The sequence below is a fragment of the Colwellia sp. SU-HH01172 genome (assembly GCF_057553355.1).
In genome coordinates this window covers 72121-98304 of the sequence record NZ_BAAJMB010000010.1, presented here as the reverse complement: position 1 = coordinate 98304, position 26184 = coordinate 72121, and the positions used below count along the sequence as shown (strand labels likewise).

Here is a 26184-nt window from a genome sequence, read left to right as displayed (position 1 = left end):
TTAGCTCACAGCTCATTAAAGCTAAGTAGAAACAGATCTTTGCTTAGCTTAATAACGCACTAACGTTCGACACTATTCTTGTTTGAATATACCAATAACCTGTTCATTGGGCCGCACTTCTTGCGCGACATGTTCTGCCGCCTGCGACATTTGCTCGCCACAATTGACACACGTTACGGTCTCAACATCATTTTCTTTGGTTAATGCCATCGTATCCATTGCCTGACATTTGGGACAAGTAGCGCCAGCTATAAATCGTTTTTTCACTTTTTACTCAATTTTTAGTTAATTATCAGTTAAGAAAGACAAGATAAATGCCTAGTGCAGTCATTTTACCTTGAACAACCCCCTAAGGAAAAGCGACAATAGCCCCCTGCATTAAAAAGAGTAACCATAAATGATCACTGCCACAGATTTAAGTTTAGCCCGAGGCGCAAAATACCTTATAAAATCATCAAGTTTTACCATACACCCAAATCATAAGGTCGGGCTTGTTGGGGCAAATGGCTGTGGTAAATCTTCATTGTTTGCTAGCTTATTAGGTAATTTACCACCTGACATGGGAAACCTCACCATGCCAGCCAGTTGGAAAATAGCAACCGTTAAGCAGGAAACGCCCGCGTTAGAGCAATCCGCTTTAGATTATGTTATTGATGGCGACATAGAATATCGCCAACTAGAAGCAAAATTAGAACAAGCCCGTATTGACGACAATGGCACGTTAGAAGCCACCATTATCAATCAAATTGACGCGATTAGCGGTTATAGCTTGCCCGCTCGTGCGGGTGAATTGCTACACGGTTTAGGCTTTTTGCAAGAACAATTGGCAAATCCAGTAAAATCATTCTCTGGTGGTTGGCGTATGCGTTTAAACTTGGCACAAGCCTTGATTAGTCGTGCCGATTTATTATTACTTGATGAGCCTACTAACCACTTAGATTTAGACGCTGTTATTTGGCTACAACGTTGGTTAAAACGCTTCACCGGCACCTTAGTCTTGATATCACATGATCGTGATTTTCTTGATGATGTTATTGGCCAAATTTTACATATTGAGCAACAAGGCGCTAAATTATACTCAGGCAACTATTCCGCCTTTGAACGTCAACGCGCTGAACATTTAGCACAGCAAGATGCGCAATACCAAAAGCAACAAAAAGAAGTGGCTCATTTAACCTCATTTGTTGACCGTTTTCGCGCTAAAGCCAGTAAGGCAAAGCAAGCACAAAGTCGCTTAAAACGATTACAAAAATTACCTGACTTAGCACCAGCCCATGTTGATAGCCAATTTACCTTCAACTTTGAAAAACCCGAGACTTTACCCTACCCGTTACTAGCATTAACAGAGAGTGTCTGTGGTTATAGTGATGAAGCCATTATTCTAGAAAATGTAGAGATGACCTTAGTGCCGGGCAGTCGCATTGGTTTACTCGGCCGTAACGGCGCCGGTAAATCAACCTTGATAAAATCACTCGCCGGCGATTTAGCACTGCTCACTGGTGAGCGCTATTGTGCACAAGAACTTAAGGTTGGCTATTTTTCTCAACATCAACTCGAACAACTGCATTTACCTAGCAGTGCTATTGAACATATAACTCGAGCAAAGCCCGAGCTAACAGAATTGCAAGCAAGAACCTTTTTGGGCCGCTTTGGCTTTAGTGGTGACCAAGCATTAGACAAGGTCGGTACTATGTCGGGCGGAGAAAAGGCTCGTTTAGTATTAGCGCTTATCGTGTTAGAAAAACCGCAACTATTACTGCTTGATGAACCCACCAACCACCTTGATTTAGAAATGCGTCAGGCACTGGTGTTGGCCCTGCAAGACTTTGATGGTGCTATCATCCTTATCGCCCATGATAGATATTTATTGGAATCATGTGTTGATGAATTTTACTTGGTCGCTAATGGCCGAGTAAGCGACTTTGATGGTGACATTGATGATTACCAGCAATGGCTAAATGACGATAAAAAGCAAACGGTGAAAGCAAATAAAGTCGTGAGCGAGCCACAAATCGATAAAAAACAGCTGCGCAAAGAGCAAGCAGAATTACGTAAAAAAGCATCACCATTACGTAAACAAGCAGACAAGTTTGAAAAACTAGTGCAAAAAGGCCAAGACGAGTTAAGTGAAGTAGAGGCCAAATTGGCCGACAGCGAAATATATCAAGCAGAGCATAAGGCGCAACTAACAACCTTGCTAAAGCAACAGGCTAGTCTCAAACAAGATATTGAAGCGCACGAAATGCAATGGCTCGACTTGGAAGAACAAATAGAAGAGATAATGTCACAAGCATTATAAATTTATTGCTACACTTAACATAAGATATTTTGTCACTTTCGCCATTGGGACAACATAAATATAGGATATTATGATGAAAAAATTAATCTTAGCAATATTGAGTTTTGCCCTAGTTGCCAGTAATTCAGCTAATAGTGCCGACCTAGATTTAGGCATATATGAATTAAATCGCGGTGAATTTAAAGCCGCTATTGCCGAATTTGAGCCACTGGTTGCTGAAGAATATGCACCAGCGCAATATCAAATGGGCATCATGTACTTAAATGGCTATGGCGTGATTAAAAATGCTAAAAAAGCCCTTGAGTTATTTAATTTGGCCGCCGCCCAAAACTACTCAGAAGCCTTATTTGATTTATCGCTGTTGTACAGTGAGGGCAAAGTAACAAAGAAAGATCTGAAAACAGCATATGCGCTTATGGAGCGTGCCGCCAACAAAGACCTACCGCGAGCACAGTTCAATTTAGGCGTTATGCTTTATAACGGTGATGGTATAAAACGCAATTATTTACAAGCCTCACGTTGGTATCAAAAGGCTGCGGATCAAAATTATGCCTTAGCGCAATTCAACTTAGCGTTAATGTATTTTGAAGGTAAAGGGGTAGAGAAAAGTACCGAGCTGTCGTATATCTGGAATATTATTGCCGCGAAAAATGGTTATAAAACAGCAGAAAAAAGTCGCGATATGGATGAACATAAGCTAACGATTGAGCAAATTAAAGTTGCTCGTGAAAAAGCTGATGCTATTTACCGGAAAATCATCGAACAACGAGAGCTAAAATTAAGAAAGCTTTCTTAACGCAAATAACTTACCCAATGACCATAAACCCGCAACTCCCTATTGCGGGTTTAATTTTATAAAAATTAAGCGCATCAATAATGTGCGGTACTTAATAACGAGAAGCAAAACCCGTAAATTAAATATCGGCACCAATTAAAAGTACCTTAGCAATCCCAAAAAACATCTAGTGTCACCAACCGAAAATCAGCAATTCAAGTATTGTCCGCCATAATAGCTCACTAAACCAAATAACTTCTGATACCGCCTTATATTCATTTAAAACACGGCATCTATAAAAAATTACTGCAATAAAATAAATATTTTCAGATAAGTGTCCAAAATATTCAGGTTGATGCGTTATAACTAAGTCAATAAGTTAAATTTATGACGTTCCCCTTTTATTTATAATGGAGTAAGAAATGAAAAATAATACCTATATGTGCATATTACGCAGTGAAACTGGCGGCTGTGAACAGCCTTCAGCATCGGAAATGGAAATCATGTACGCTAAGTATCAAGCTTGGCAGCAAAACTTTGCTGATAACATTTTAGATATGGGCAACAAATTAGGCTCTGTTGCTAGCGTGGTAAGACATGACAGTGTTACCGATGGGCCATTTATTGAACTTAAAGAAATTGTTGGCGGTTATATGATGCTAACAGCAACAAGCCTAGACGAAGCCATAACCGTCATCCAAGCAAGTCCAATGGTTACCAATACCGGTACCAGTATTGAAATAAGAGAAATCTGTAGCCTTTGAAACAACAAAAACAAGTAGAGCATTTATTTCGCCACGAGTACGGAAAACTTGTGGCGTTATTGTTGCGCCGAACAGGCATACAGCACATTGAAGCTATTGAAGATTCAGTGCAATGGGCGATGGCACAAGCGCTAGAGTTTTGGCGCAAGGGTGAAAAACCTAAAACACCATCGGCTTGGCTTTACCGAGTCGCCTTTAATCACCTTATTTCAGAAATTCGAGCAACAAAACGCCAAGACATTTTGCTAGCTGAATATAATACAATTTCAGAGCACACCAAAATTGACCATCAAGACATTCCCTTTGCTAGTGAAATAAGTGACTCCATGCTGCGTATGCTTTTTATCGCTTGTAATGATGCAATTCCAATTGAGTCTCAACTAGTCTTCACCTTAAAAAGTCTGTGTGGCTTTAGTATTAAAGAAATTGCCTTAAGATTATTTATCACTGAAGCTAATGTTTACAAGCGTTACAGCCGTGCAAAACGAGACCTTAAAGATCTAACTACAAACTTAGAAAGCATGAGCGGAGATGAAATGACTACTCGACTGTCGTCAGTACATCGGGTTTTATATTTAGTTTTTACTGAGGGATACTTATCTTCACATGCTGACATAGCGATTAGACAAGATTTATGTCAAGAAGCCACTCATTTAGCGAGGTTATTAATCAACAATAAATTTTCTCAGCTGCCCAATAGTTACGCATTGCTTGCCTTAATGTATTTCCATCTTGCTAGAATTCAGGCAAGACAAGATGATTGTGGCGCCTTGCTTTTACTAGAACAGCAAAACCGTGATAAATGGAACCGCCAACAAATTGCAGAAGCTATGGCCTTTTTATCACAATCAGCTAACGGCGATACCATTTCGCGCTACCATATCGAGGCAAGTATCGCTGCCGAACATTGTCTGTCCCCGTCATTTAGTCAGACTCGCTGGGATAAAATTGTTGCCTGTTACCAACTACTCGAACAGATAGCACCGTCGCCTCTAAACCAATTAAATCGCGCAATTGCTACTGCGGAATGGCAAAGCCCTCAAGCAGGGTTAGCGGTATTAGAATCGACTGACTTCCCCGATTGGCTAAATCATTCCTATCATTGGTATACGGTGCAGGCTGATTTACTTTTTCGTTGTGGCAACGCCGTTCGAGGGAAAAAATACGCTGAACTCGCAATAGCGTCCGCCCCTACCGAAGGTATTAAGCAATTATTATATAAACGACTGCTAGCAAAATAATATTTTTTGTTCGTTAGTAGCTGTCAGCATAATACAAGTACCACGGCTAAGGCAGTATCACGGAACTATTCCCCAAAAACCAATGTCACTAGGCAAGTCGTGCTTTAAAATTATCTTTATAACGACGAGATAAATTCAAAATCTTGCCATTATTGAGCTTAACTTCACTGTCGCCGCTACTCAATGGCGTGATCGATTCAACGCAATTTAAATTGATGGCATGCGAGCGATGAATACGGCAAAAACCTTTCTCGGTAATTTTTTCACTTAATTGAGTTAAAGTGGCTCGGGTAGGGTAAATGCGACCATTGATATGTAAATTAACATAATTTCCCGCTGATTCTAGCCACTCAACATCGGTAATTTTGATAATAAACTCTTTGCCCAATTTCTTAACCAACAATCGATCAATATCATTTTTGCTATCAGCGCTTTCATCAACATCTTCACCTTGCGCCACGGGATTCGCTTCACCCGACAAACGACTCAAAATAAATTCATATGCTTTAATCACGCCTATAAAAAAGATAAAAGCCCATAAGTCTTTTCGATACTCATAGAAAAGTTCATACCAAATATCACCAAAGTCATAATGGCCTTGAGCCAAAATATAGACGAGTTTGCGCAGCCCAACCATAATGCCAACATGTAGCAGCGAAAAAACTATTGAGGCTAAAAAATAAAGCAATATGGAGCGCTTTAACTGCTGCCAACTAAAAGGTACTAGGCGCAGTAAAACCACCATAAATGGGAACAGCAGTAAAACACTTAACGCACTAGAATATTCCCAAACAAAAGGTTCCCACAAGGCAAATGGTATAGCCTCTCCTTTACGCTTTGCTTCCATAATAACCGAAGTCGCCTGCAGCGTACTGTTAATAAAAAAGTAAATAAAGAGTACGACAACTTCATAACGTAACTTATATTTTTGAAAATGTGCCAGCTTAGTCATGGTAACGTGTCTCAAACAATTAACTGCTATCCCTGTATTCCACCACTTGTCCCTAACCATTGTTTTTAGGGCATTTTAGGTGGGCATTAATTTAGTGTATCAGTGATTATCACTTTATCACAAGCAAACTGAGTCACGACAATAATGCAAAAATTAACTGCCTTTACACAACTTTTCATTCCTGAAAAAAGCCGAATGCCCAAGCGCAGATACGACCTTGATTGGTTAAGAGTGATCGCCTTTGGCTTATTGATTTTATTTCATTGTGGCATGTTCTATGTCGAAAACTGGGGCTGGCACGTTAAAAGCCAATATCGCTCACAGCCATTAGAAAATATTATGCTACTGGTAGAGCCTTGGCGTATGGCCTTGCTGTGGCTTATTTCGGGAATTGCTATTCGCTTTATTATGGCGAAAGTTACCATTTGGCGCTTTATTAGCATGCGCTCTTTACGCATATTATTACCTTTGTTATTTGGTATTTTAATTGTTGTGCCACCACAACTCTATATTGAAATGACCAATAACGGCGATCTCAACATGAGTTATTGGCAGTTCATCAAGGTTTTCTTTAGCGGTGGCAATGGCGTTTTCGATAAATATCAATCTGGTATTTGGCCTCATATTGATGTCAATCATTTATGGTTTTTACGCTCACTTTGGCAATATTCATTGCTACTACTTTGCCTATTGCCGTTACTTAACACAGCAAAAATCGTCAATGCCGTTAACTGGCTATTCAAACAACGAGGCCCTGTCGCAATACTTATTGCAACGCTACCATTGTTTATTATCCAAATTAATTGGCCTATGAATGAGGTACGTTACCCGCTTGGTTTCACCTTTATGGTTTACGGCTATTTAATTGGCTGGCAGCAAAATTTTTGGCGAAGACTAGAAGCTAACTTAATTTGGTTAATATGCAGTTTTGTTGCAGGTTATGTTAGCTTTATCTATTTTTACGATCAGATCTGGTTAGCTGAGCTTGCAAACCCAAAAAGTCATGATTCATGGTTATTAATGTTAGGCATGTTCAACTACAGTTTACTGCGTGTTTTAGGTGTTCTGGCATTATTTTCCTTGGCCTATAAGTTACTTAATAAAAACTCAAAACAACTGCAGTATTTAAATGAAGCGGTATACCCGTTTTATATCCTTCATCAAACCTTCATTATTGTTATTGGCTACCACTTGTCCAAGCTACAGTTAGGGGCAACTTTAGAACCCTTACTCCTCATTTCAAGCACCATTATTGCCTGTCTGTTCAGTTATGAAGTCATTAAGCGTATCAATATTCTACGACCCTGCTTTGGTTTAACAATGAACAAGCACAATAGCTTAGTTCAACAACGCTTTGCTTATATTGCTGCAGTTTTACTTGTGGTACCTATTGGTATCGAGATTTTGATTTAAATCGCAACTAAAACCGTAAAAATTCTATCCCGAAGGAAAAAGTGAATATGACAGTGATCTAAATCAATAATCGAATCGAATGAGTTATTTACAATGTTTACTTAAGCTATTTCTTTTCTCTAGGAGTGAGTTATGAACATTATAGATATGCTAATCAATGATCCCGTAGTACTTATCTCATTTATTGGTTTGGCTATTGTATTAGGCATTTGCAGCTTTTATGTCTACTACTTTTTAAAACATATAAGTGAAGATGAAAAGTAACCACTAATAAGCCAACTTTAGCTATCAACTGATAGGGTTGTACAGTTTTAGCGTGAGTTTACTTATTTTGCTATACTCATGATTCACTAGCAGCGGATCATGAGTATATAGGTGTGTTATGGAATTATCAGTCAACCAAGCATCGAGTTCTTTAAGCCTATTGCAGCGCCTTGAGCAGGATAAGGAAAAAGAACAAGAAAAGCTCGCCTCTGGCAAACGTATTAATTCAGCCGCTGATGACCCTGCTGGGTTACAAATTGCCTCAAGATTAACCGCAGAACTAAACAGTACTCAGCAACTTAGCTTTAACGCTCAAGATCAAGTTAACCAGAATAACGTCCAAGCTGGTGGCATAAGTGCCATCAACGAAAGTTTACAACGTGCCAACGAACTTTCCATTCAGTCTGCTAACCCATTAAGTGATAGTAGTGCAATTCAAGGTGAATTGGACCAATTAACCGAGCAAATTAACGCCGTTGCTAGTGAAACATTGGGTGTTGATAACTTTCTACCTAGCCTAGATGCCACCGATCCAGCAACAAGCCAACAAGCAATAACTGACGCAAGCAGTGTATTAGGCGCAACCGCCACCAATTTAGGCGCAGAAAGTAATGCACTAGCCAGTCAAGTTGCCACCTATGACACGCAATTTGTTAATACGTCAGCATCTCGCTCTAGAATTGAAGACACAGACATTGCTAATGCATCAGCCGAACAACAACAAACGGCGACATTGATTCAAGCAACCATTATTAATAAAAAAGATGAAGAGTCGCGTAAAGGCTTATTAATAAATCAATTAGTTTAGTGCATCATACCGTCAACTTTTAACTAAGTTATCGACCTTAGGTGGGCATTAACGCCGTTTTACCGTACAATAATTTTTTATATTTTTCAGCCTCGATAACCTTATGTTTACCAAAAGTTCATTCTCGCCTGCTTGGTGGCTTAAAAATGGCCATATCCAAACCATGGCGGCGAAATTTTTCCGACGTCACCAAAGCATAGAAACCAGCGATGAAACCTTAGAGCTACCTGACGGCGATTTTGTCGATTTAGCCTGGACTGAGAAAGTAAGCTCTGATTGCAACCGGCCCATTATCGCGGTTTTACACGGTTTAGAAGGCTCTAAAAATAGCCATTACGCCAAGGGCATGCTTTTAGCGATTAAAGCAAAAGGCTGGGTTGGGGTTTTAATGCATTTTCGAGGCTGTAGTGGCCGACCAAACCGAATGGCAAAGTCTTATCATAGCGGCCAAACTTGCGATGTCGACTTCTTTAGCCGCCATTTAGCTAACAGTTACCCGCAAGCCAAAAAAGCCATTGTTGGCTTTTCTCTAGGGGGCAATGTACTAACGCGTTACTTGGCCGAACAAAAAGAAAATATTTATCAAGCCGCCAGTGTTATTTGTGCACCACTAGAATTATCAAGTTGTTGCGATAGGATAAACCAAGGCTTCTCACGCGTTTACCAAAAATACCTTGTTGATATGCTAAAAAATAGCACCTTGGAAAAGATGAAGATTAATTTGCTTACTAATATCGATAAAAGCAAGTTGTTAACTATTCGCTCTATCAGAGATTTTGACCAAATGGTGACAGCACCTGTTAATGGTTTTATCGACGCAAATGATTATTATCAACAAGCCAGTGGTCGTGATGTTATTAATGATATTCAAGCCCCGTGCTTGATTATTCACGCTAGCGATGACCCGTTCTTGTGCCACGCTAATACCACGGCAATTGAACGATTACCTGACAATATCACCTTTGAAGTCAGTGAGCGTGGTGGCCATGTTGGCTTTATCAGTGGTAACAACCCTTTCAAACCACAATTTTGGTTAGAAACACGGATACCCGAATTTTTTTCGAGACATTTATGATTATTCCATTAGAGACATTACCAAAAGAAACAGTAACGGCAATTATTGAAAACTTTGTGCTTAGAGAAGGCACCGAGTATGGCAGTGAAGATGTTGCACTTAGCGACAAAATTAAGCAGGTATATCAGCAGTTGTCACAAGGAACTGCATTACTTGTATATTCTGAACTACATGAAACGGTAAATATTTTGCCAGCAGACCAGTTTGTGGAAGGTATTGAGCAAGAAGAGCAATAACATTTTGCTTTTATATCAATTCTAATCCTACGGCATTAGCAGATATCAAAAACAAAAAAGGCACTTTTGAAGTGCCTTTTTTGCTTGTAGTGAAAATAGCAACTAGTGAGTAAAAGTTACCGAAAAATTCACTGGCACAACATAGTCTATGCTAGGTAACGCCGCCAATTCTTTTAGTTTATTTATACCTGCGACAATACCGAAGGCATCCGCTTTAATAAAGAATGGTTTAACTGTGGTCACAAACAAGCTGTCTTTACTAAGCTTGCTAACATTAACGTCTATCATGATGGCTTGGCTTTGACCATGAAAGTTCAATGTACCAGAGACACTTGTTACACGACTTTCCCCGACCTTTAGCGTCGCCAACATTTTATTATCTAGCTGAGCATTAAATAAAGCTGAAAGATATTTATCCGACTCGAACAGAAACTTTTTCATCCGTTCATCTCTAATGGCAATATTGGTATCAACACTGGTCAAATCAACTTTAATGTTAACCTTGCCATTATTGTCAATACTGCCCTCTAACTTTTTAAAACTGTGGTTTTCAGCAATACTGGCTTTTTTAACTGAAACAAAATTAAGTCGTGAATTTTCATTGTCTAATTTCCATGCCGCTAAGCTAGGTAAGCTCATTAGCGCCAAAGAAAATAGAGTTAGCAATATTTTTGTAGATTTGCGCATTAAGCACTCCATTGTTTAATTTAGGTTTGCACCATATTTAGTATATTTAACGACGACTTAACACTTTTACCACAGCGAATTGCTGACAATATATCATCAATTACCCCAATGGCCTAACGCATCGCTCGGTGCGGTTTAATCACATGTTGCCATGGTATCGCTTTATTCCCTAATGATAGAAAATCTGGCTGCATTAAGGTTTCCCGTTGATTATAAGTTAAGGGATTAAACTCACTATCAATAATGCTGCCACCCGCTTGTTCAATTATACAATGGCTAGCACCAGTATCCCATTCACCTGTTGGGCCAACCCTTAAATAACAGTCGGCACCACCTTCGGCGATTAAACAGTTCTTTAATGAACAACTGCCAAGGGCGATATGATCATAGGAAAACTCATCATTTAAATATTGCCCCATTAAATTTATATCTTGGCGTCGGCTAATAGCAACCTTTATACGGCGTTTACCATCGTATTCAGCAACCTGAATTTTATGGCTGGCAAGGTTATCCTCTTTAAAAGCGCCTAAATTATTTTGCCCGTAATAAGTTAGCTGATGATCTGGGGCATGAATAACACCAATGCTAGGCCAACCATTTTCAACCAGCGCAATGTTAACAGCAAAATCACCGCTACCAATAATAAACTCACCTGTGCCATCAATAGGATCTAATAACCAATAACGCGACCATTTGCCTCGTTCAGCCAGCGGCAAAGCACCAACTTCTTCTGAGATCACGGGAATGTCAGGGGTTAAGGTTCTCAGCTTATCCATTAAAACATCGTTTGATGCGATATCTGCACTTGTTACCGGGCTGTTGTCAGCTTTAACTTCTGAGGTAAAGTCTTTTTGTTTATAATATCGAGCAACTTCTTGCCCTGCACTTTTAGCACTTTCAATTGCAATAGATAATAGTTTGTCTGGGCTCATTAAATAGCTCCCAAGTGATCTTTAACTAATAATAACGCAGCAATACTGCGGGCCTCATTAAAATCGCTCGCCGCGAGTAACTCTTGATAGTCAGCCAAACGCCAAGGTACCACTTCCAACTCTTCCGGCTCATCACCAACTAATTTTTCCGAATAAAGTTGTTCGCCTAGAAAAATAGTCATTTTTGCGTCAAAAAAAGCCGGGGCGGTGGCAACATGATGAATGAAGGTCAACTTTTCTGCACCATAACCAATTTCTTCTTTCAGCTCTCGGTTGGCCGCAGTCGATGCCTCTTCACCGGGATCAATAAGCCCCTTTGGAAAGCCTAATTCATAACTATGAGTACCGGCACAATATTCACGAACCAGCAACATAGTTTCGGCATCCAGCATAGGTACAATCATTACAGCACCTCGACCACTACTCGGTATTCGTTCATATTCTCGTTTTTCACCATTGCTAAAATTCAGGTCAATTTGCTCAACGGCAAACAAGCGACTTTTCGCAACCTGTTTACAGGCTGTAATTTTCGGTAACTGTTTATTTGTGCTCATAACGCCCTTTAATCGCAACAGAAAATGAGGCAAAGCCTCAATGGAAAAAACTCAAACTTAGTAAAACTGCAATAACATTGAATACACAGCGAAACCTCTTGGGTATAATCCTATAATAAACGTGTTTCTAGGATAAAATCTATGCTTGATTGGTCAAAAATTTCAACTGTTTTACTGGATATGGATGGAACCATCCTAGATTTGCATTTTGACAATCATTTTTGGCTTCATCATTTACCTAAACGTTATAGTGAAAGTAAGAATATTAGCCTCGAGCAGGCAAAAGACTTATTACTAAGTCACTATAAAAAAGTTGAAGGCACCATTGATTGGTATTGCTTAGATTATTGGGCCAAGCAAACTAACTTGTCGATTACCGAGTTGAAGCGTGAGGTGCAGCACTTGATCAGGTTACGCGATGATGCACATGACTTTTTAACGGCATTGAGAGCTTCAGGACGAGATATTGTTTTAGTTACAAATGCTCACCCTGACAGTTTATCGCTAAAAATTGAACGCACTGAATTAGATCAATATTTTGATACCTTATATTCAACCCATGAATTTGGTGTCACTAAGGAATCGCAATTACTGTGGCAAAGGCTACAAGCAAAGCACGGTTTTAATCTAGAAAGTACGCTATTTGTTGATGATAGTTTAACGATTTTAGATTCTGCTAAGCAGTATGGTATTAAGCACCTATTGGCCGTTGCTAACCCCGATAGCCAGCAAGAAAGCCGGTGCATTAGTCATTATCCCGCCATAACCGATTATCGAGAGCTTTTAGTAGAAATAAAGCGTACAAGTTTAACCTAGTACGCCTTTATATGATTGACATTAATACACCCTAACAGCAGAGTTTATGGTGGTTATATTTTTAAACGATAACGACCTTGTTTATCTGCTTTGCCTAAAAAGCTTAACGCCCCTTTGAGTTGTTCAGGAAACTTTGTCCCCGGTGTTAAGTAGCCGCTACCGGCAAAACGACCACCTTTTTTGATTTGTGCACGATAGCTAAGGCCTAAGTCATTTTTCGGCTCAACTTCTGCGATAAGTTCGCCTTGCTCACAACTTAATGTCGCCGACAACTTACCAAGTTTTACTTTTTCATCAAGGGCCGTAACCGCAGCGTTACGCCACTGCAGGTCGCCAATAAGTTCACTACAAATCGGGCTACCAGCCACAAACCTCGCAATGTTAATATCAAGCGTTTCATGTGCCACTACGTCAATGGGTAAATTCAATTTTGCAGTTACCATATTGGCCGGCACATTAATTTTGGCTTCTTCAACGGTCAACTCTGCAAGTAAACCACTAACGCTAAGTTGTCCTTCCGGGCCATTAACTAATGCATTACCAAAAGTAATATTAAGTTTAGGGTCTAGCATCAGTACTGAGAACAGTGATAATGAACTGTGCACTTGATTAAGCAAAATATCATCAACCATAACTTGTGAAATTTTTGTCTGCCAAATGCTGCCTTCAATACCTGCTACCGCAACATTTTTCGGCAACTTAATTTGCCCTATTAACCAGCTAGCTGGCATAAGTGCAATAACAAAAACACTATATAAAACGAGAAAAATTGCCACGATAGCAAAGTTCTTTTTCATTAACTTTTTCCTAATTGTAATCGACGAACACGAACAACACCCTGTTGTTCCGCCTTACTTAAATCAATACTCTTAACTTGCAGCCCTTCTCTACTTGCCAATTTTTCTAACCATGACAATAGTGCATTGAAAGATATTTCATCAATCCATACTTGCAAATCATCGCCTTGTGGCTGCATTCGGGTAATATTAATCTTATCTATGCGCGAGGTGCGATTAATAATACTAGATAAGCTTTCACCGCTGCTTCTACCACCACTGCGCTTTGCTTGCTGATATCGTTGAGTATTTTCTTCTACCCAAGTTAGCAAAGCTTGCTGGCGTTCAATTTTTAATTTTTTATCAGCAATGCCTTCATTCAGTGGTTGCCAAATCAGGCTATACAGAATGAATATAGAGACCAGCGCTGACATCACAATCACCAGCTTTTGCTCGCGCACATTTAGTTGCTGCCACCAAGCTTTCATGAGCGCCCCTTAGATGAATTATCGCTGATGCTAAAAGACCCTGAAATTTGCTCACCTTGGTTATTCTGCGCACCTAGGTTTACCGACAAACCACTTTTTTCCAAAGCAACTTTTAGCTTTTCAAAATATTGGTAATCTTTCGCAACAGCTTGCATACGTACTTCCTTGCGTTTGCCATCAAATTTCAATGTTTGAGGTTCAATTTCTGGCACGCTGGCTAAGGCGGGTTCGAGGTTAATTAATAAAGGTAAAAAACCCGCAGAATCGCCACTATTACCAACTTCCGTTAATTTGCGCTTGAGTTGCGAACGAATCGTAGCAACATTTACCCGCTTAGCGTCTGGAAATGCGCTTTTATAACTGGCAACAATTTCTTGCTCTACTGCTGCTTGCTGGTTCGATAAACGATAGAGCTCTGAGCCTTTCAAGGTAAAGTTAAGCACTAACGCAAAAACGGCAAAGCCTGCAACCCAAAGCCAATTGGTTGATGTTGCTGAGCGCTTTTCTTTTACCTGAAACTCGCCTTGTAGTAGATTGAACTTTACTGAGTGGTGATTTGCTAAAATAGCTAATGGCAGCTCTTCTGGTAAAAATTCGATGCTCAAATCATCAGGCAGATTTGCTAGTGGCGAATATGCTTGAATTGTTTTAGCTGCGCTATTGTTTAACTGCGCCGCAATAAACGGCCAAGCATTACTTTCAAATGACATCACTTGCCAAGTGTCCAAGCGCATAAGAAATTGATCGTCTAACATAACCGCCGTGTAGTGCTCAGCGTTGACAGGTAATGCCAGAGCATCAGGGATCATAATTTTACAGAAAATGTCTGCAGCCTTTAACCACTGTTGCCATAACGATAACTGCTCTCGTTCTAACGCCGCAATAAAACAGTTGTTACCCTGTTCATTTTGCTTTTGCTCACTAAAGGCAAAAAACAATTGTTCTACATCTTGTGCTAGCTCATCTTCAAGCATGTAAGGGGCGGCTAAACGAATTGCCCGCTGTGAAGAACCGGGGACGGTTAAACTTTTTATAGCAATATCACAGGCAGGCACAAAGGTAACAATGTCGCGCGACTTTGCCTTTGCGGTTAACTGTGTTAATTCACCTGCATTGGGTAACTCACCACTAGCAATAATTTCTTCTTGTCCGTTAGTTTTAACCAGCCAATGTATTTTACTGTCAAATTGGCTGCCTAAACGGATAAATAAGGTTTCGCCCATTATTCTCGTCCTATGATGCGACTGATCACATTTATATTATTTTTATTTGCCACTTCACTGTCACTTTAAATACGCTATTCATAGCAAAGTTATTCTCGTCCTATGCTACGACTGATCACACTAATACTATCTTTATTTTCTACTTTCATAATGGTTTTCATAGCAAAGTAACTATCATTAAAACTTGCCTTGGTTTGCAAGTTAAAATATTCACTTTTCACAGTAAATTGCTCTTTCTGCTCTGTTGAAACCTTCGCTTTACTCAATTCAGGTAGACTAAAAAAATCATCAACCGTTGCAAAGCCTTCATCTTCACGACTAGACAAAGCTTGTGATGCATCATTTTGACTGATCCCCAACATAGCTACAAGTATTTCAGGCTTATCTTGCGCTATGGTATTGATATTTACTAGATTCAAATTTGTATCAGGTAGTACACATGCGTAATCTTTTAGCTTATTAATTACCGCCACAGTAAAATGCTCAACGACTCTTAATTCACCAATACTGGCCAAGTAATTATTTGCGGCTAAATATGGAAACTCTTTCGCGGCATAGTCACTATCTTCTGCACCGCCAGCACTAGAAATACTGTCATTTTCGTCAAGCCAGTCAGTTAATGCGTCAGCCATTGACTCAGCTTCAAAATTTCCAACCCCCTCAATATTTAACGCAATCAACAATTCTTCGAAGGCCTTTCTCGGTAACGACTTAGTGCTTGCATTATTCCCACTACTAACTTCGGTACGTAAGGCATTTAAATTGAAGCAACTATGCAAATCGGTTATCTCACCGGTAATTTCACCAAAATCAACCGGAAAGGTATTTTCACCTTGTGCCCACATTTGCTCTAAACTGGTAACTTCTTCATTGTCTTCAAATGACTTCTTTAATACGCTTTTTGCAAAGGCTTCCGCCCCCATGGCATACCAATACGCTTGCTGATTTGAGCCAATATTAGTGGTGCGTTGCATTTGCAGCTGTAAACGAGCGGTCATTTGTGTCGCTAGTATTGCAATCAATGCCACAATTAGCATCACGGTAATTAATGCTACGCCTTTTTGCGCATTAGCCTTAATCACTTGTCTCGTCCTTATCTAGCAGGCTATCACCTGCAACGAGAAACTGACGGCGAATAAGGCCATAGTCTGTGGTATCAAGCTCAATCGCAATAGCAACCGGCAAGGTATTTTCTTGCAAAGTTTGCTGCCATTTTTTGCCGTCATAAAATTCAAAATCTAATTTTTCTACCTGAGATATAAGCGGCCTAACCTTAGCTTCTTCACCTAACACGGCATCGACAAAATTAAAATGCAAACGTTCAAGCACATTCTCATTCAACTGATAGGCAACGGATTGCACGTCACTGCGCGGTAACAATAAACCTGGATTAGTCCAACCGTGGCGAACAAATCCTAACGCCTGTTCACTACTTGAAAAACTTTCATTGTCGGTATGTAAAAAGCCTTCCTGCGGAGCTTCGCCGTTTAAACGTACACTGCGTCGCGCTATTTGCAACATATCCCGTTCTATAATTAAAAATCCGCGTTGTAATTCATTAATTCTTTCCGTGCGCTCTTTAGAGAGTTCATCACTATTTAACACGGTTTGAAAAATACTAAAGCTTGCCATGCTGATCACAGAAAAAATGGCAATAGCAATTAGGACTTCCAACAAGGTAAAGCCGAGCGCTTTTTGTTTTATCGCCAATTTAGTTGATTTTATTGGGCTGGGCTTAGTGGCGGTTAGGACGTTCATTGAGTGTTCTTTGAGACATAGGTCATTAAACTGCTGAGTGCTGACTCGTCTTTTTCTTCTAACCGTACTTCCATCACGATAGCACGGAGATCTGTGTCTGTAGTTTTAATGACTTTTTGCTGCCAAAACCACTCCAATCCAGCAAGTTCCACTTTACCTTTCTTATTATTTTTTGGTGGCCAAGTCGTATCTAACGTCGCCTCAACCAATTGGTTAGATGCCACCCAACTAGCAACAATTTTACTTTCCAAATGGCCTAAGTTACGCGCATTGGTGTCAGCAGTTCCCAAAATAGCAATACCAGCAACGGAAAAGATCGCCATCGCTAACATCACTTCAATAAGGGTGAAGCCGTTGACAAGCTTATGCTGAGCATATTTAACCGCGGTTAACATTAGCCAATGGTCCTTCTATGGTTAACGGGGTAGCATAAATTCCTGACACTTTAAAAATGACATCTTCCCCTTCATCAAAGGCAAAGTCAGCTAGCTCAAATGTTAGACTAAATGGGGTAATATCACCGCCAGAAAGGATGTAGACCTGAGGAATAATTTTTTTCTCTTCCTCTTCAGTAAAACTATCTTCATCTTCTTCGTTATTTAATAACTCAGGATCAAACAAAAGTTCCTCTTCAATGGGCAAATCATCAAGTTGCAATGAGATTTCTACCCCTTCAGGTAAGGTATAGGTTTCAAACAACGGCTTGTCTGCAATTGGCGACCAACGCACACCGTCATAGCCAAGAAATTGATAAGTATTTTCATCAATATATAGTCCTAGCTCGACATTGTTTAACATGCCGTACTCTGCTGCAACGTCAAAAATGCCCGCAAAGCGGGCACTGTTTTGTTGTAATATTTGCTCAGGCTTGCTACTTGAAAAAGTAAACTGTACCGCAGACACCATGATACCGATCAAAACAATGACCAGCATAACTTCAATTAAGGTAAAGCCAGATTGTCGACAATATTTATTGTCCGGCACTTGCTTATACTTCATGCTCATAATTAGCAAAAATCAGTTTTACTGATTATTGGAAGTCGCCTAAATTCCAGTTACCAATATCATCATCAGTGCCAGCTTCACCATCAGGTCCCATCGAAAAAACATCCATATTGCCATGTTCACCTGGATTCAATAATTGATATTCACTGCCCCATGGGTCATTAGGTAAACGCTTAACATAACCGCCTTCAGGAAAACGACGCGGTGTTGGCTCAATATCCGTTTCTGTTACTAACGCTTCTAGTCCTTGCTCTGTACTTGGATACTTATAATTATCCATTTTATACATACTCAATGACGTTTCTAGGGCGTTAATATCGGAAACAGCTTTTTGCATATTTGCGCGTTCTTGGCTACCCATTAAGTTTGGCACGACCATACTGGCCAATATACCTAAAATTACTATCACCACCATAACTTCTAATAAGGTAAAACCACGAACATTCTTTACTGCTTTCATTTCTAACTTCCTATTAATGTATTTAACTGAAGAATTGGCTGTAAAATAGCCATAACGATAAATAATACTATCCCTGCCATAACCACCATTAAAGCGGGTTCAAAGGCCTTTAATGATATATTAACAATGGCTTCAAACTCTCGATCTTGGTTGTCAGCCGCACGACCAAGCATATGTTCAAGTTGACCACTTTTTTCACCACTGGCGATCATATGTAGCATCATAGGCGGGAAAAGTTTTGTTTGCTCTAATGATACTCGCAAGCTTGCCCCTTCACGTACTTTATCAGCAGACTCTTTCACGCTTTGCTTAATGAAAAGGTTGTCTAGTACTTCACCAGATATTTTCATGCTCTCTAATAAAGGAACGGCGCTAGCGGTTAAAATGCTCAAGGTACGGGCAAATCTTGCGGTATTAATACTTTTTGCGACTTTACCAATACCAGGCAAAGCAAGAAAGTGCTTATGATAAGCGAACTTAAAACTGGCTTTTTTCAATAGTTGCGACCAAATCAACATCAGTGCCGCAATAATCAAGACAATGGCTAAACCGTAATCTCGTAAAAAATCACTGCTGGCGATTAATAACTTAGTTGTACCGGGTAAATTAGCGCCCATATGTTCAAATTGACCAACAATTTTAGGTACCACAGCGGTCAATAATATTGCAATAACCCCCGTTGCGACTACCGTCATAATAATGGGATAAACCAGTGCTTGAATGAGTTGTGATCTTAGCTGTTGTCGTTGTTCGGTGTAGTCAGCAAGCCTATCCAGTACTTTATCCAGATGACCTGATTTTTCACCCGCAGCCACCATAGCCCGAAACAAGCGATTAAAGATTTGCGGAAACTCCGCCATACTTTCCGCTAGCCCATAACCTTCAGTGACTTTTGTTCGAACTGCCATCACCATACTTTTCAATGAGTTTTTGTCACATTGCTCAGCCACCGCCATTAGTGATTCTTCAATGGGTAAGCCTGATTCAACTAAGGTGGAAAGTTGGCGCGTTATCAAAGCAAGCTCTGAGGCTGATATTTTTTTACCGCCACCAAATCGTGATTTTTTACCTTCTTGTTTATTTTTTTGTAAACTCGGTGTCACTTCCGTTGGCATTAAGCCTTGCTCTCGAAGTAAACTGCGAACATGCCTTGGGGTATCCCCTTCGATGACACCTTTTTTATTCTTGCCACGGCTATCGACCGCTTGATAATCAAAAGCAGCCATAGTTAATCTTCTCGTGTCACTCTTAGCACTTCTTCGATGGTGGTTTCACCCAACATCACTTTATCAAAGCCATCTCGGCGAATACTGGGTGTTGATTTGCGAATAAACTTCTCGATAACTTGCTCACCTTTACCGTTATGAATTAGCTCACGCACTTTATCATCAACCACAATCAACTCATGAATACCGGTTCTGCCTCGATAGCCCTTGAAGTTACACTCTTCACAGCCAACCGCTCGAAAAATTGGTGCTTGATCGTCATCTGCTAACTGCAATAAACGACGCTCTTCTGCCGAAGTTGCACAACACTCTCGACAATGCGGGCATAATGTTCTCACCAAACGTTGTGCCAATACCCCTAACAAACTTGACGAAAGTAAGAAGGGTTCAACCCCCATATCTTCCATACGAGTAATGGCGCCAGCGGCGGTATTGGTATGCAGCGTTGAAAGTACCAAGTGACCAGTCAAACTCGCTTGCACACCGATTTGCGCCGTTTCTAAATCTCGAATCTCACCAACCATCACCACATCTGGATCTTGACGCAGTATGGCACGTAAGCCACGGGCAAAGGTCATATCAACTTTAGTATTAACTTGGGTTTGGCCGATACCTTCAATCGCATATTCAATCGGGTCTTCAACGGTTAAAATATTGCGTTCTTTGCTATCAATTTGACTTAAGCCAGCATATAACGTGGTACTTTTACCTGAGCCGGTAGGGCCTGTCACCAAAATAATGCCGTGTGGTTTATCGATTAAGTCGGAAAAGCGCGCCCGATTACCGTCAGTCATGCCTAAATCTTGTAAATCTAATCGAGTGGAATTTTTATCTAATAAACGTAAAACTACACGCTCACCATGGCCGGTTGGCATGGTAGAAACACGAACATCAACGGCACGTCCGGCAATTTTTAAAGAAATTCGGCCATCTTGTGGAATACGTTTTTCAGCAATATCGAGTTTTGCCATAACTTTGATACGTGACACTAACAAAGAGGCGAGTTTACGATTGGGCTTTAGCACTTCACGTAAGACACCATCAACACGGAAACGAATTTGCAAGGCCTGCTCAAATGTTTCAATGTGAATATCAGATGCATTCTCTTTAATCGCTTCACTGAGCATGGCGTTGATCAATTTGATGATCGGAGCGTCGTCTTCGTTTTCTAACAAATCTTCCGTTTCGGTCATTTCATCGGCAAGCGAATATAAATCAACCTCATTGCCAATATCTTCCATCATTTGTTGGGCTTCGGAAGAGTCTCTTTGATAAGTTATCGTTAACTGTTGCTCAAACTCATCGGCATTTTTCACCTCAATGGTAAAAGGTGCTTTCAACACACGACGTACTTCCAACAAAATATCTGCACTTAAAGACTCAGTGCACATCAAACACAAACCATCATCACTATGCTGTACTAAAACACTGTGACGCTTGGCAAAACCAAATGGCAAACGAAAGCGAATTCCATCGTTTTCAATCAGGTCATTGTCGAGGTTGTGCTGTTCTGCATCAACCTCACTAGCGGCAACAAATGCTTGCGTTTCAGAATCAATATCACTCATTGCTAATCGTCTTTATTCGTGGATAATTTTTCGTTTTCTATCTTCTTCATATGCTCTTCAAATGAAGGAGGCAAAGATAATACGTCATTCCATTCAGGTAAAATTGGCAGCTTTTCATCATCCATTAGCTCTAAACCAGCTTCACGGCTCGCCACTTCTTGTGCTCGAATATAATTATATTTTTCTTTGCTTAAGTCGTTCATTAACTTACCATCACGAACAATAGTTGGGCGTAAAAACACCATTAAGTTACGCTTACGCTTAGTATTACTGGTTGACTTAAATAAATGGCCAATAAATGGAATATCACCAAGCAAAGGCACCTTCTGCACACTTTCTTGCACGTCTTCGTCAATCAGGCCACCGAGAATAACGGTAGCACCGTCGTCTGCCATAACCGTAGTTTTAATTTCACGCTTGTTAATCGAAATATCAACGCCAGTGGCACCACTAACAGAAGAAACTTCTTGTTCAATGGTCAACTGTACGCCACTGCCTTCATTTATTTGTGGCGTAACTTTTAACTTAATACCAATCTCTTGACGTTCTACTGTTTGGAATGGGTTGCTATTACTGCTACCCGTTGTTGCACCCGTAATAATTGGCACTTCTTGACCAACAATAAAGTAGGCTTCTTCATTATCAAGCGTAGTGATACTTGGCGTTGATAGTAAGTTTGAATTAGTATCAGAGCTTACCGCTTGGACGATTGCGCCCCAATCATCTTTAACAATGCCAAACATAGTACCGCTAACTGAGCCCAAAACTTCAGCCAATAAACTGTAATCACCATCAGTATCAGGGTTTGTTGTTGTTGTTGAACCACCATCAGAGTTAGTAACCGTTACGGTATTGCCCTCTTCGCCTTGGGCTGAAACAGCGGCTCCGGCAATAGAACTAATAGTGGCAGGGCCATTGGTGAACTGGGTAAAACCACCGGTTTCACTATACCACTGCACCCCTAAATTAACGCCATCACCTTCAAATACTTCAACAATAATCGCTTCAATAAGTACTTGTGCACGACGAATATCTAATTGACGAATAACCGCTTCAAGTGAACGCAACATGTCCGGTTGAGCAGTGATCACTAAGGTATTGGTGTCTTCATGGGCATCAATGCTGACATTTCGGCTTTTACTACTTTTCGATGATTTTTTCGAACCTGAGCTATCCGACTCGATAGATTCGCTGACCCCTTGTAATACCTTAACCATGTCTTCTGATTTAGCATATTTCAGGTGATAAACGCGGGTGTTGCCGTTTGATTCTAACTCGCTATCTAAACGAGAAACTAAACGAGCAACTCGTTCTCTAGCCTGGATTTCACCACTAACTATCACACTATTGGTACGTTCGTCTGCAACAATTTTCGGAATTAAGAAGGTTGGCGTGCCCGCGGCTTTACCTTGCGCTGATTTGTTCATCGCCTCAATAATACGCACCATTTCACCAGCGGAGGCATATTTTAACTTTATAATCTGCACATCTTGGTCGCCCGCTTTATCAACTCGCTCAATTATTTTCACTAAACGATTAACAACGGCAGCCGTGCCCGTCAGCATTATGACGTTAGCAGGATCGTAGTTAACCACATTACCACCACCGGCTTGATCTGACAGCTGGCGTAATAACGGGGTTAGTTCACGTACAGTAACATTCTTCACTTCGACAACACGGGTAACCATTTCATCACCCGCACCTGGGTTTTCATTACCCACAACCGGTATTGATGACGTTTTTGCATCTTTGTTACGGATAATTTTAACAACATTATTATCCATTTCTACAGCGGCAAAACCATAGACTTCGAGGACATTTAAGAAAAATTGATAATATTGTTCTTCCGTTAACAGGTCATAGCTACGCACATTAACTTTACCGCGAACATTGGGATCAACGATCATGGTTTTCTTCAGGTTTTTACCAACAATGTTGATAAATTCTGCGATTTCAGTGCCTTTAAAGTTTGGCGAATATTCAGCCGCATCAATATTTGCTGACAGCAAAACACCATTTAGCATAATGGCCGTAACAACCCCAGTAACACTACGTTTATACCAAGGAGCGCTTAATAATTTGCGCATGTATTCTTCCTTTTTAATTCTAATTATCGATACTGAAAAGTATTTCTGTCATATCACCATTACGATCAAGTAATAATGATGTTTCTCGTTGTTCTTTTAAAGATTTCAAGGCCTGAGCAGCTTCTCTGGGCTCAGTTAAGTCAAAACCATTCATTTGTACTGCAACGTCTCCAGACTTAAGACCCGCATTTTGAAAGAAAGTTGGATCTTTTCCGGGCATTAATCTGTAACCCATAATTTTACCATTTTCGCGCTTTGGCGATATTTTCAAATAATCGGTAATTTTGCCTGGGTCATCATCTAAATCTTTTCTTAATGAGTTCGTGCTTTTGGTTAGAGTTTTATTATTTCTTTGGTCAACAACATTAGGAGAAGAAAGCCTTCTAGATGGCGCACTTTGTCGTTTGCTTTGTTTAGTTGTCGGCGATTGTTTTATCGCTTTTGCATTTTTATTAAAGTCGATGCCTTCAATCATCAAGGTTTCTAAACGCCCTGATACCTTCAATAATACTCGGTCGTTAAAAACATTTTCTAGTACTGCACGTGTACCTTTAATGTTCTCACCAATACCATAAGTTTCTTGCTTGCCAGAGCTCTCTATAATTGCCGCGGCCGTCGCTCTGTTACTGCTGGCAACAACCCCCGTTAATAATAATTTCAATCGTGTTTCAGGCGCGTTTTCTATCACCACCTCTTCAACTTTCTCAACCGCTTGTTGAGAAAATGCCCCAAATAAATTCAGCCCAGCGATAGCCTTAACATTTATTTGTTTTGATACTGAAGATTGATTGCTTTGTGAACCACTTGTCTTTAAAACCGAAGCGGTATTTTGTTGCGGCATTGCTAACCAAGTAATTTGTGCAAAGAGGTAGGCAATATAACAAAGCAACAAAAAAATAATCACTTGCGTGACTTTTCGCTGGGGAAGTTTTGACAGCTGATCAAACGTATTTGATAAGTTATTCGTTAATGACATTTTATAATAATTTTATTGTCTGGAAATTTTAATTCACTTTGATGATACTTGACCGAGCGCTTGTCAACAAGACGTCAAATTATTTTTTAACTATAATTAGTTTAAAAAATGTAAACAAATACAATCGAACTGGCGTAAATCATAGAGTTATGCTAACTTTCGCCAATTTTATATCACCATCACTGGGTAAAAGCAAAACAATGGCCAAAACTAGCGATAACTCTGTAGAAAGTAAACAGTCTACACGATTAGATAAATGGCTATGGGCTGCGCGTTTTTATAAAACCCGTGCTATCGCAAAGCAAATGATCGATGGCGGCAAGGTTTTCTATAATGGTCAGCGCACCAAATCTGGCAAAGCAGTAGCATTAGGCGATCGTATTACGCTGAGACAAGGATTTGAAGAAAAGCACGTTATTATTATAGCCCTTGCCGATAAAAGGCGTGACGCCACTTTTGCGCAAACACTTTATCAAGAAACCTCTGAGAGTATTCAAACGCGAGAGAAAAATAGCTTAGCTCGAAAACAAGGTATTTTGCTCAGCCCGGCCAGTGATACCAAGCCCGACAAGAAACAACGTCGACAAATTCGACATTTGAAAGAAAGGATTTAAACAGTGACAAGACAAACAGACGTATTAAATCGCTATTTATTTGACAACATGCACGCCAGAGGCGAGTTAGTTAATTTGCAGCAAAGTTTTCAAGATATTGTAGCCCCACATGATTATCCAACTGGTGTTAAACAGTTATTAGGCGAGCTTGTTGCTGCTACATGCCTATTAACAGCGACCTTAAAATTTGAAGGTGAAATTGCTGTTCAGTTGCAAGGTGATGGTCCAATTGGCTATATGGCGGTAAATGGCAACCATCAGCAAGAAATGCGTGGTATCGCCCGCATGACAGCTGACACTAAGGCAACGACGCTTAAAGAGCTAATCGGCAAAGGCAACATGGTTATCACCATACGTCCAAACAGTGGTGAACCTTATCAAGGAGTTGTTGCTCTTGAACAAGACACTTTAGCGGAATGTTTAGCACACTATTTTGATGTTTCGGAACAAATTCCGACGAAGATTTGGTTGTATGGTAATGCTGATACCACTGAAATTGCTGGTACCTTGATTCAACTATTGCCAGACGGTGAAGATAAAGAAAAACAACAATCCGATTTTGAGCATTTATGCCAGCTCACTAATACCATCAAGAATGAAGAAATATTTTCATTAGACAGCGAAGCACTATTGTATCGCCTCTATCATCAAGAAGAAGTGAGGATATTTGAACCACAAACAGTCAGTTATAAATGCAGCTGTTCAGAAGAAAAATGTTTAGGAGCTATTTCACAAATAGAGCCCAGCGAACTGGAAAACATTCTTGCTGAGCAAGGCAATGTATCAATGACCTGTGATTACTGCATGACAACCTATAAGTTTGAACGTCCACAATTAACACAATTTATTGACAGCGCAACGCATTAATATCAATCAGTTAGCTATATAGCTTACATGCGTCTTTGTAAGCTATTCCTCATTCCCACAACTCCTAAACATTTTATTCCCCAACCATTACTACTCTTTTTGGGTCTGTTTTACTGTTCATTTTTGATGCGTACATCGGCACTTTTGTAAACTCTATTTGCCACTTTTCCATTAATTTCGTTAAATCAGCAATCATCTTGATACAACTTATTTACATTCTTTTTACATGTGCTATGTTTAAGCGTCGCATTTTTGCGGATTTTCGATTTAAACTTATAAAAATAGTTTTCGTCATAAAAATAATGGATAGCTGAATTCAG

General features: G+C 40.1%; 29 protein-coding genes. 12 read left to right on the top strand and 17 right to left on the bottom strand.

Features of this window, described 5'->3' with window-relative positions; genetic code table 11:
- Positions 1-72 precede the first annotated feature (72 nt).
- Positions 73-267, bottom strand: coding sequence for a YheV family putative zinc ribbon protein (locus tag AC27JP_RS20020; RefSeq protein ID WP_487117707.1), 195 nt, complete (start codon positions 265-267; stop codon positions 73-75).
- A gap of 130 nt (positions 268-397) precedes the next feature.
- Here AC27JP_RS20020 and AC27JP_RS20015 point away from each other — a divergent pair, with 130 nt between their 5' ends.
- The 4 genes from AC27JP_RS20015 to AC27JP_RS20000 all read left to right on the top strand — a co-directional run bounded on the left by AC27JP_RS20015 (position 398) and on the right by AC27JP_RS20000 (position 5079).
- A complete protein-coding gene (locus AC27JP_RS20015; RefSeq protein ID WP_487117706.1) occupies positions 398-2299 on the top strand; it encodes an ATP-binding cassette domain-containing protein in 1902 nt (633 codons plus the stop codon).
- A 70-nt stretch (positions 2300-2369) separates the two neighbouring features.
- Complete coding sequence (locus tag AC27JP_RS20010; protein WP_487117705.1) at positions 2370-3095, top strand: tetratricopeptide repeat protein; 726 nt, start codon at positions 2370-2372, stop codon at positions 3093-3095.
- 401 nt (positions 3096-3496) lie between these two features.
- The gene (locus AC27JP_RS20005) at positions 3497-3838 is read left to right on the top strand and encodes a YciI family protein (RefSeq protein WP_487117704.1); all 342 of its coding nucleotides are present in this window, start codon (positions 3497-3499) and stop codon (positions 3836-3838) included.
- Positions 3835-5079 (top strand): RNA polymerase sigma factor, encoded by a 1245-nt coding sequence (locus AC27JP_RS20000; protein WP_487117703.1) that lies wholly within the window; start codon positions 3835-3837, stop codon positions 5077-5079. Before AC27JP_RS20005 ends, AC27JP_RS20000 begins: the two co-directional genes overlap by 4 nt.
- A gap of 88 nt (positions 5080-5167) precedes the next feature.
- On the opposite strand, the gene AC27JP_RS19995 is transcribed toward AC27JP_RS20000, so the two are convergent.
- Positions 5168-6031 carry a LytTR family DNA-binding domain-containing protein gene (locus tag AC27JP_RS19995; protein WP_487117702.1) on the bottom strand — a complete coding sequence of 288 codons (864 nt, stop codon included), beginning with the start codon at positions 6029-6031 and terminating at the stop codon, positions 5168-5170.
- Positions 6032-6175: 144 nt separating this feature from the next.
- Here AC27JP_RS19995 and AC27JP_RS19990 point away from each other — a divergent pair, with 144 nt between their 5' ends.
- The 5 genes from AC27JP_RS19990 (at position 6176) to AC27JP_RS19970 (ending at position 9827) form a co-directional block, all read left to right on the top strand.
- Entirely contained in the window at positions 6176-7444 is a 1269-nt protein-coding gene (locus AC27JP_RS19990; protein WP_487117701.1) for an acyltransferase family protein, read from the top strand.
- 132 nt (positions 7445-7576) lie between these two features.
- The gene (locus AC27JP_RS19985) at positions 7577-7708 is read left to right on the top strand and encodes a DUF3149 domain-containing protein (RefSeq protein ID WP_487117700.1); all 132 of its coding nucleotides are present in this window, start codon (positions 7577-7579) and stop codon (positions 7706-7708) included.
- 118 nt (positions 7709-7826) lie between these two features.
- On the top strand, positions 7827-8516 hold the full coding sequence (locus AC27JP_RS19980) for a flagellin (protein WP_487117699.1): 690 nt from the start codon (positions 7827-7829) through the stop codon (positions 8514-8516).
- A gap of 103 nt (positions 8517-8619) precedes the next feature.
- Entirely contained in the window at positions 8620-9591 is a 972-nt protein-coding gene (locus AC27JP_RS19975) for a hydrolase (RefSeq protein WP_487117698.1), read from the top strand.
- Entirely contained in the window at positions 9588-9827 is a 240-nt protein-coding gene (locus AC27JP_RS19970; RefSeq protein ID WP_487117697.1) for a YheU family protein, read from the top strand. Before AC27JP_RS19975 ends, AC27JP_RS19970 begins: the two co-directional genes overlap by 4 nt.
- Before the next feature lie 102 nt (positions 9828-9929).
- Here the strand turns inward: AC27JP_RS19970 and AC27JP_RS19965 are convergent, their stop codons facing one another.
- From AC27JP_RS19965 to nudE, 3 genes are all read right to left on the bottom strand, one after another.
- Entirely contained in the window at positions 9930-10514 is a 585-nt protein-coding gene (locus tag AC27JP_RS19965; protein ID WP_487117696.1) for a YceI family protein, read from the bottom strand.
- Positions 10515-10627: 113 nt separating this feature from the next.
- Positions 10628-11446: a 3'(2'),5'-bisphosphate nucleotidase CysQ gene (gene cysQ, locus AC27JP_RS19960; protein ID WP_487117695.1), complete on the bottom strand. Its 819-nt coding sequence runs from the start codon at positions 11444-11446 to the stop codon at positions 10628-10630.
- Positions 11446-12000, bottom strand: coding sequence for an ADP compounds hydrolase NudE (gene nudE, locus AC27JP_RS19955; protein WP_487117694.1), 555 nt, complete (start codon positions 11998-12000; stop codon positions 11446-11448). Before nudE ends, cysQ begins: the two co-directional genes overlap by 1 nt.
- A 141-nt stretch (positions 12001-12141) precedes the next feature.
- Here nudE and yrfG point away from each other — a divergent pair, with 141 nt between their 5' ends.
- On the top strand, positions 12142-12816 hold the full coding sequence (gene yrfG, locus AC27JP_RS19950; protein ID WP_487117693.1) for a GMP/IMP nucleotidase: 675 nt from the start codon (positions 12142-12144) through the stop codon (positions 12814-12816).
- A gap of 53 nt (positions 12817-12869) precedes the next feature.
- Here yrfG and AC27JP_RS19945 read toward each other — a convergent pair whose 3' ends face one another.
- The 12 genes from AC27JP_RS19945 to gspC form a co-directional block, all read right to left on the bottom strand.
- Positions 12870-13613 (bottom strand): type II secretion system protein N, encoded by a 744-nt coding sequence (locus AC27JP_RS19945; protein WP_487117692.1) that lies wholly within the window; start codon positions 13611-13613, stop codon positions 12870-12872.
- Positions 13613-14080, bottom strand: a complete 468-nt coding sequence (gene gspM, locus AC27JP_RS19940) for a type II secretion system protein GspM (RefSeq protein WP_487117691.1) — start codon at positions 14078-14080, stop codon at positions 13613-13615. The genes AC27JP_RS19945 and gspM overlap by 1 nt, the downstream gene beginning before the upstream one ends.
- A complete protein-coding gene (gene gspL, locus AC27JP_RS19935; protein WP_487117690.1) occupies positions 14077-15303 on the bottom strand; it encodes a type II secretion system protein GspL in 1227 nt (408 codons plus the stop codon). Before gspL ends, gspM begins: the two co-directional genes overlap by 4 nt.
- A gap of 89 nt (positions 15304-15392) precedes the next feature.
- Positions 15393-16385 carry a type II secretion system minor pseudopilin GspK gene (gene gspK / locus AC27JP_RS19930; protein WP_487117689.1) on the bottom strand — a complete coding sequence of 331 codons (993 nt, stop codon included), beginning with the start codon at positions 16383-16385 and terminating at the stop codon, positions 15393-15395.
- Positions 16378-17061, bottom strand: coding sequence for a type II secretion system minor pseudopilin GspJ (gene gspJ / locus AC27JP_RS19925; protein WP_487117688.1), 684 nt, complete (start codon positions 17059-17061; stop codon positions 16378-16380). Before gspJ ends, gspK begins: the two co-directional genes overlap by 8 nt.
- The gene (gspI, locus tag AC27JP_RS19920) at positions 17058-17456 is read right to left on the bottom strand and encodes a type II secretion system minor pseudopilin GspI (RefSeq protein ID WP_487117687.1); all 399 of its coding nucleotides are present in this window, start codon (positions 17454-17456) and stop codon (positions 17058-17060) included. Before gspI ends, gspJ begins: the two co-directional genes overlap by 4 nt.
- On the bottom strand, positions 17440-18060 hold the full coding sequence (gene gspH / locus AC27JP_RS19915; RefSeq protein WP_487117686.1) for a type II secretion system minor pseudopilin GspH: 621 nt from the start codon (positions 18058-18060) through the stop codon (positions 17440-17442). The genes gspI and gspH overlap by 17 nt, the downstream gene beginning before the upstream one ends.
- Positions 18061-18091: 31 nt before the next feature.
- Positions 18092-18526, bottom strand: coding sequence for a type II secretion system major pseudopilin GspG (gene gspG, locus AC27JP_RS19910; protein ID WP_487117685.1), 435 nt, complete (start codon positions 18524-18526; stop codon positions 18092-18094).
- Positions 18527-18528: 2 nt separating this feature from the next.
- On the bottom strand, positions 18529-19752 hold the full coding sequence (gspF, locus tag AC27JP_RS19905) for a type II secretion system inner membrane protein GspF (protein WP_487117684.1): 1224 nt from the start codon (positions 19750-19752) through the stop codon (positions 18529-18531).
- 2 nt (positions 19753-19754) lie between these two features.
- Positions 19755-21239: a type II secretion system ATPase GspE gene (gene gspE, locus AC27JP_RS19900; protein ID WP_487117727.1), complete on the bottom strand. Its 1485-nt coding sequence runs from the start codon at positions 21237-21239 to the stop codon at positions 19755-19757.
- An 83-nt stretch (positions 21240-21322) separates the two neighbouring features.
- Complete coding sequence (gspD, locus tag AC27JP_RS19895) at positions 21323-23407, bottom strand: type II secretion system secretin GspD (RefSeq protein WP_487117683.1); 2085 nt, start codon at positions 23405-23407, stop codon at positions 21323-21325.
- 19 nt (positions 23408-23426) lie between these two features.
- Positions 23427-24383 carry a type II secretion system protein GspC gene (gene gspC / locus AC27JP_RS19890; protein ID WP_487117682.1) on the bottom strand — a complete coding sequence of 319 codons (957 nt, stop codon included), beginning with the start codon at positions 24381-24383 and terminating at the stop codon, positions 23427-23429.
- A 200-nt stretch (positions 24384-24583) separates the two neighbouring features.
- On the opposite strand from gspC, the gene hslR reads away from it, so the two are divergent.
- A complete protein-coding gene (gene hslR / locus AC27JP_RS19885) occupies positions 24584-24997 on the top strand; it encodes a ribosome-associated heat shock protein Hsp15 (RefSeq protein ID WP_487117681.1) in 414 nt (137 codons plus the stop codon).
- Positions 24998-25000: 3 nt separating this feature from the next.
- Positions 25001-25864, top strand: coding sequence for an Hsp33 family molecular chaperone HslO (gene hslO / locus AC27JP_RS19880; protein ID WP_487117680.1), 864 nt, complete (start codon positions 25001-25003; stop codon positions 25862-25864).
- Positions 25865-26184 lie beyond the last annotated feature (320 nt).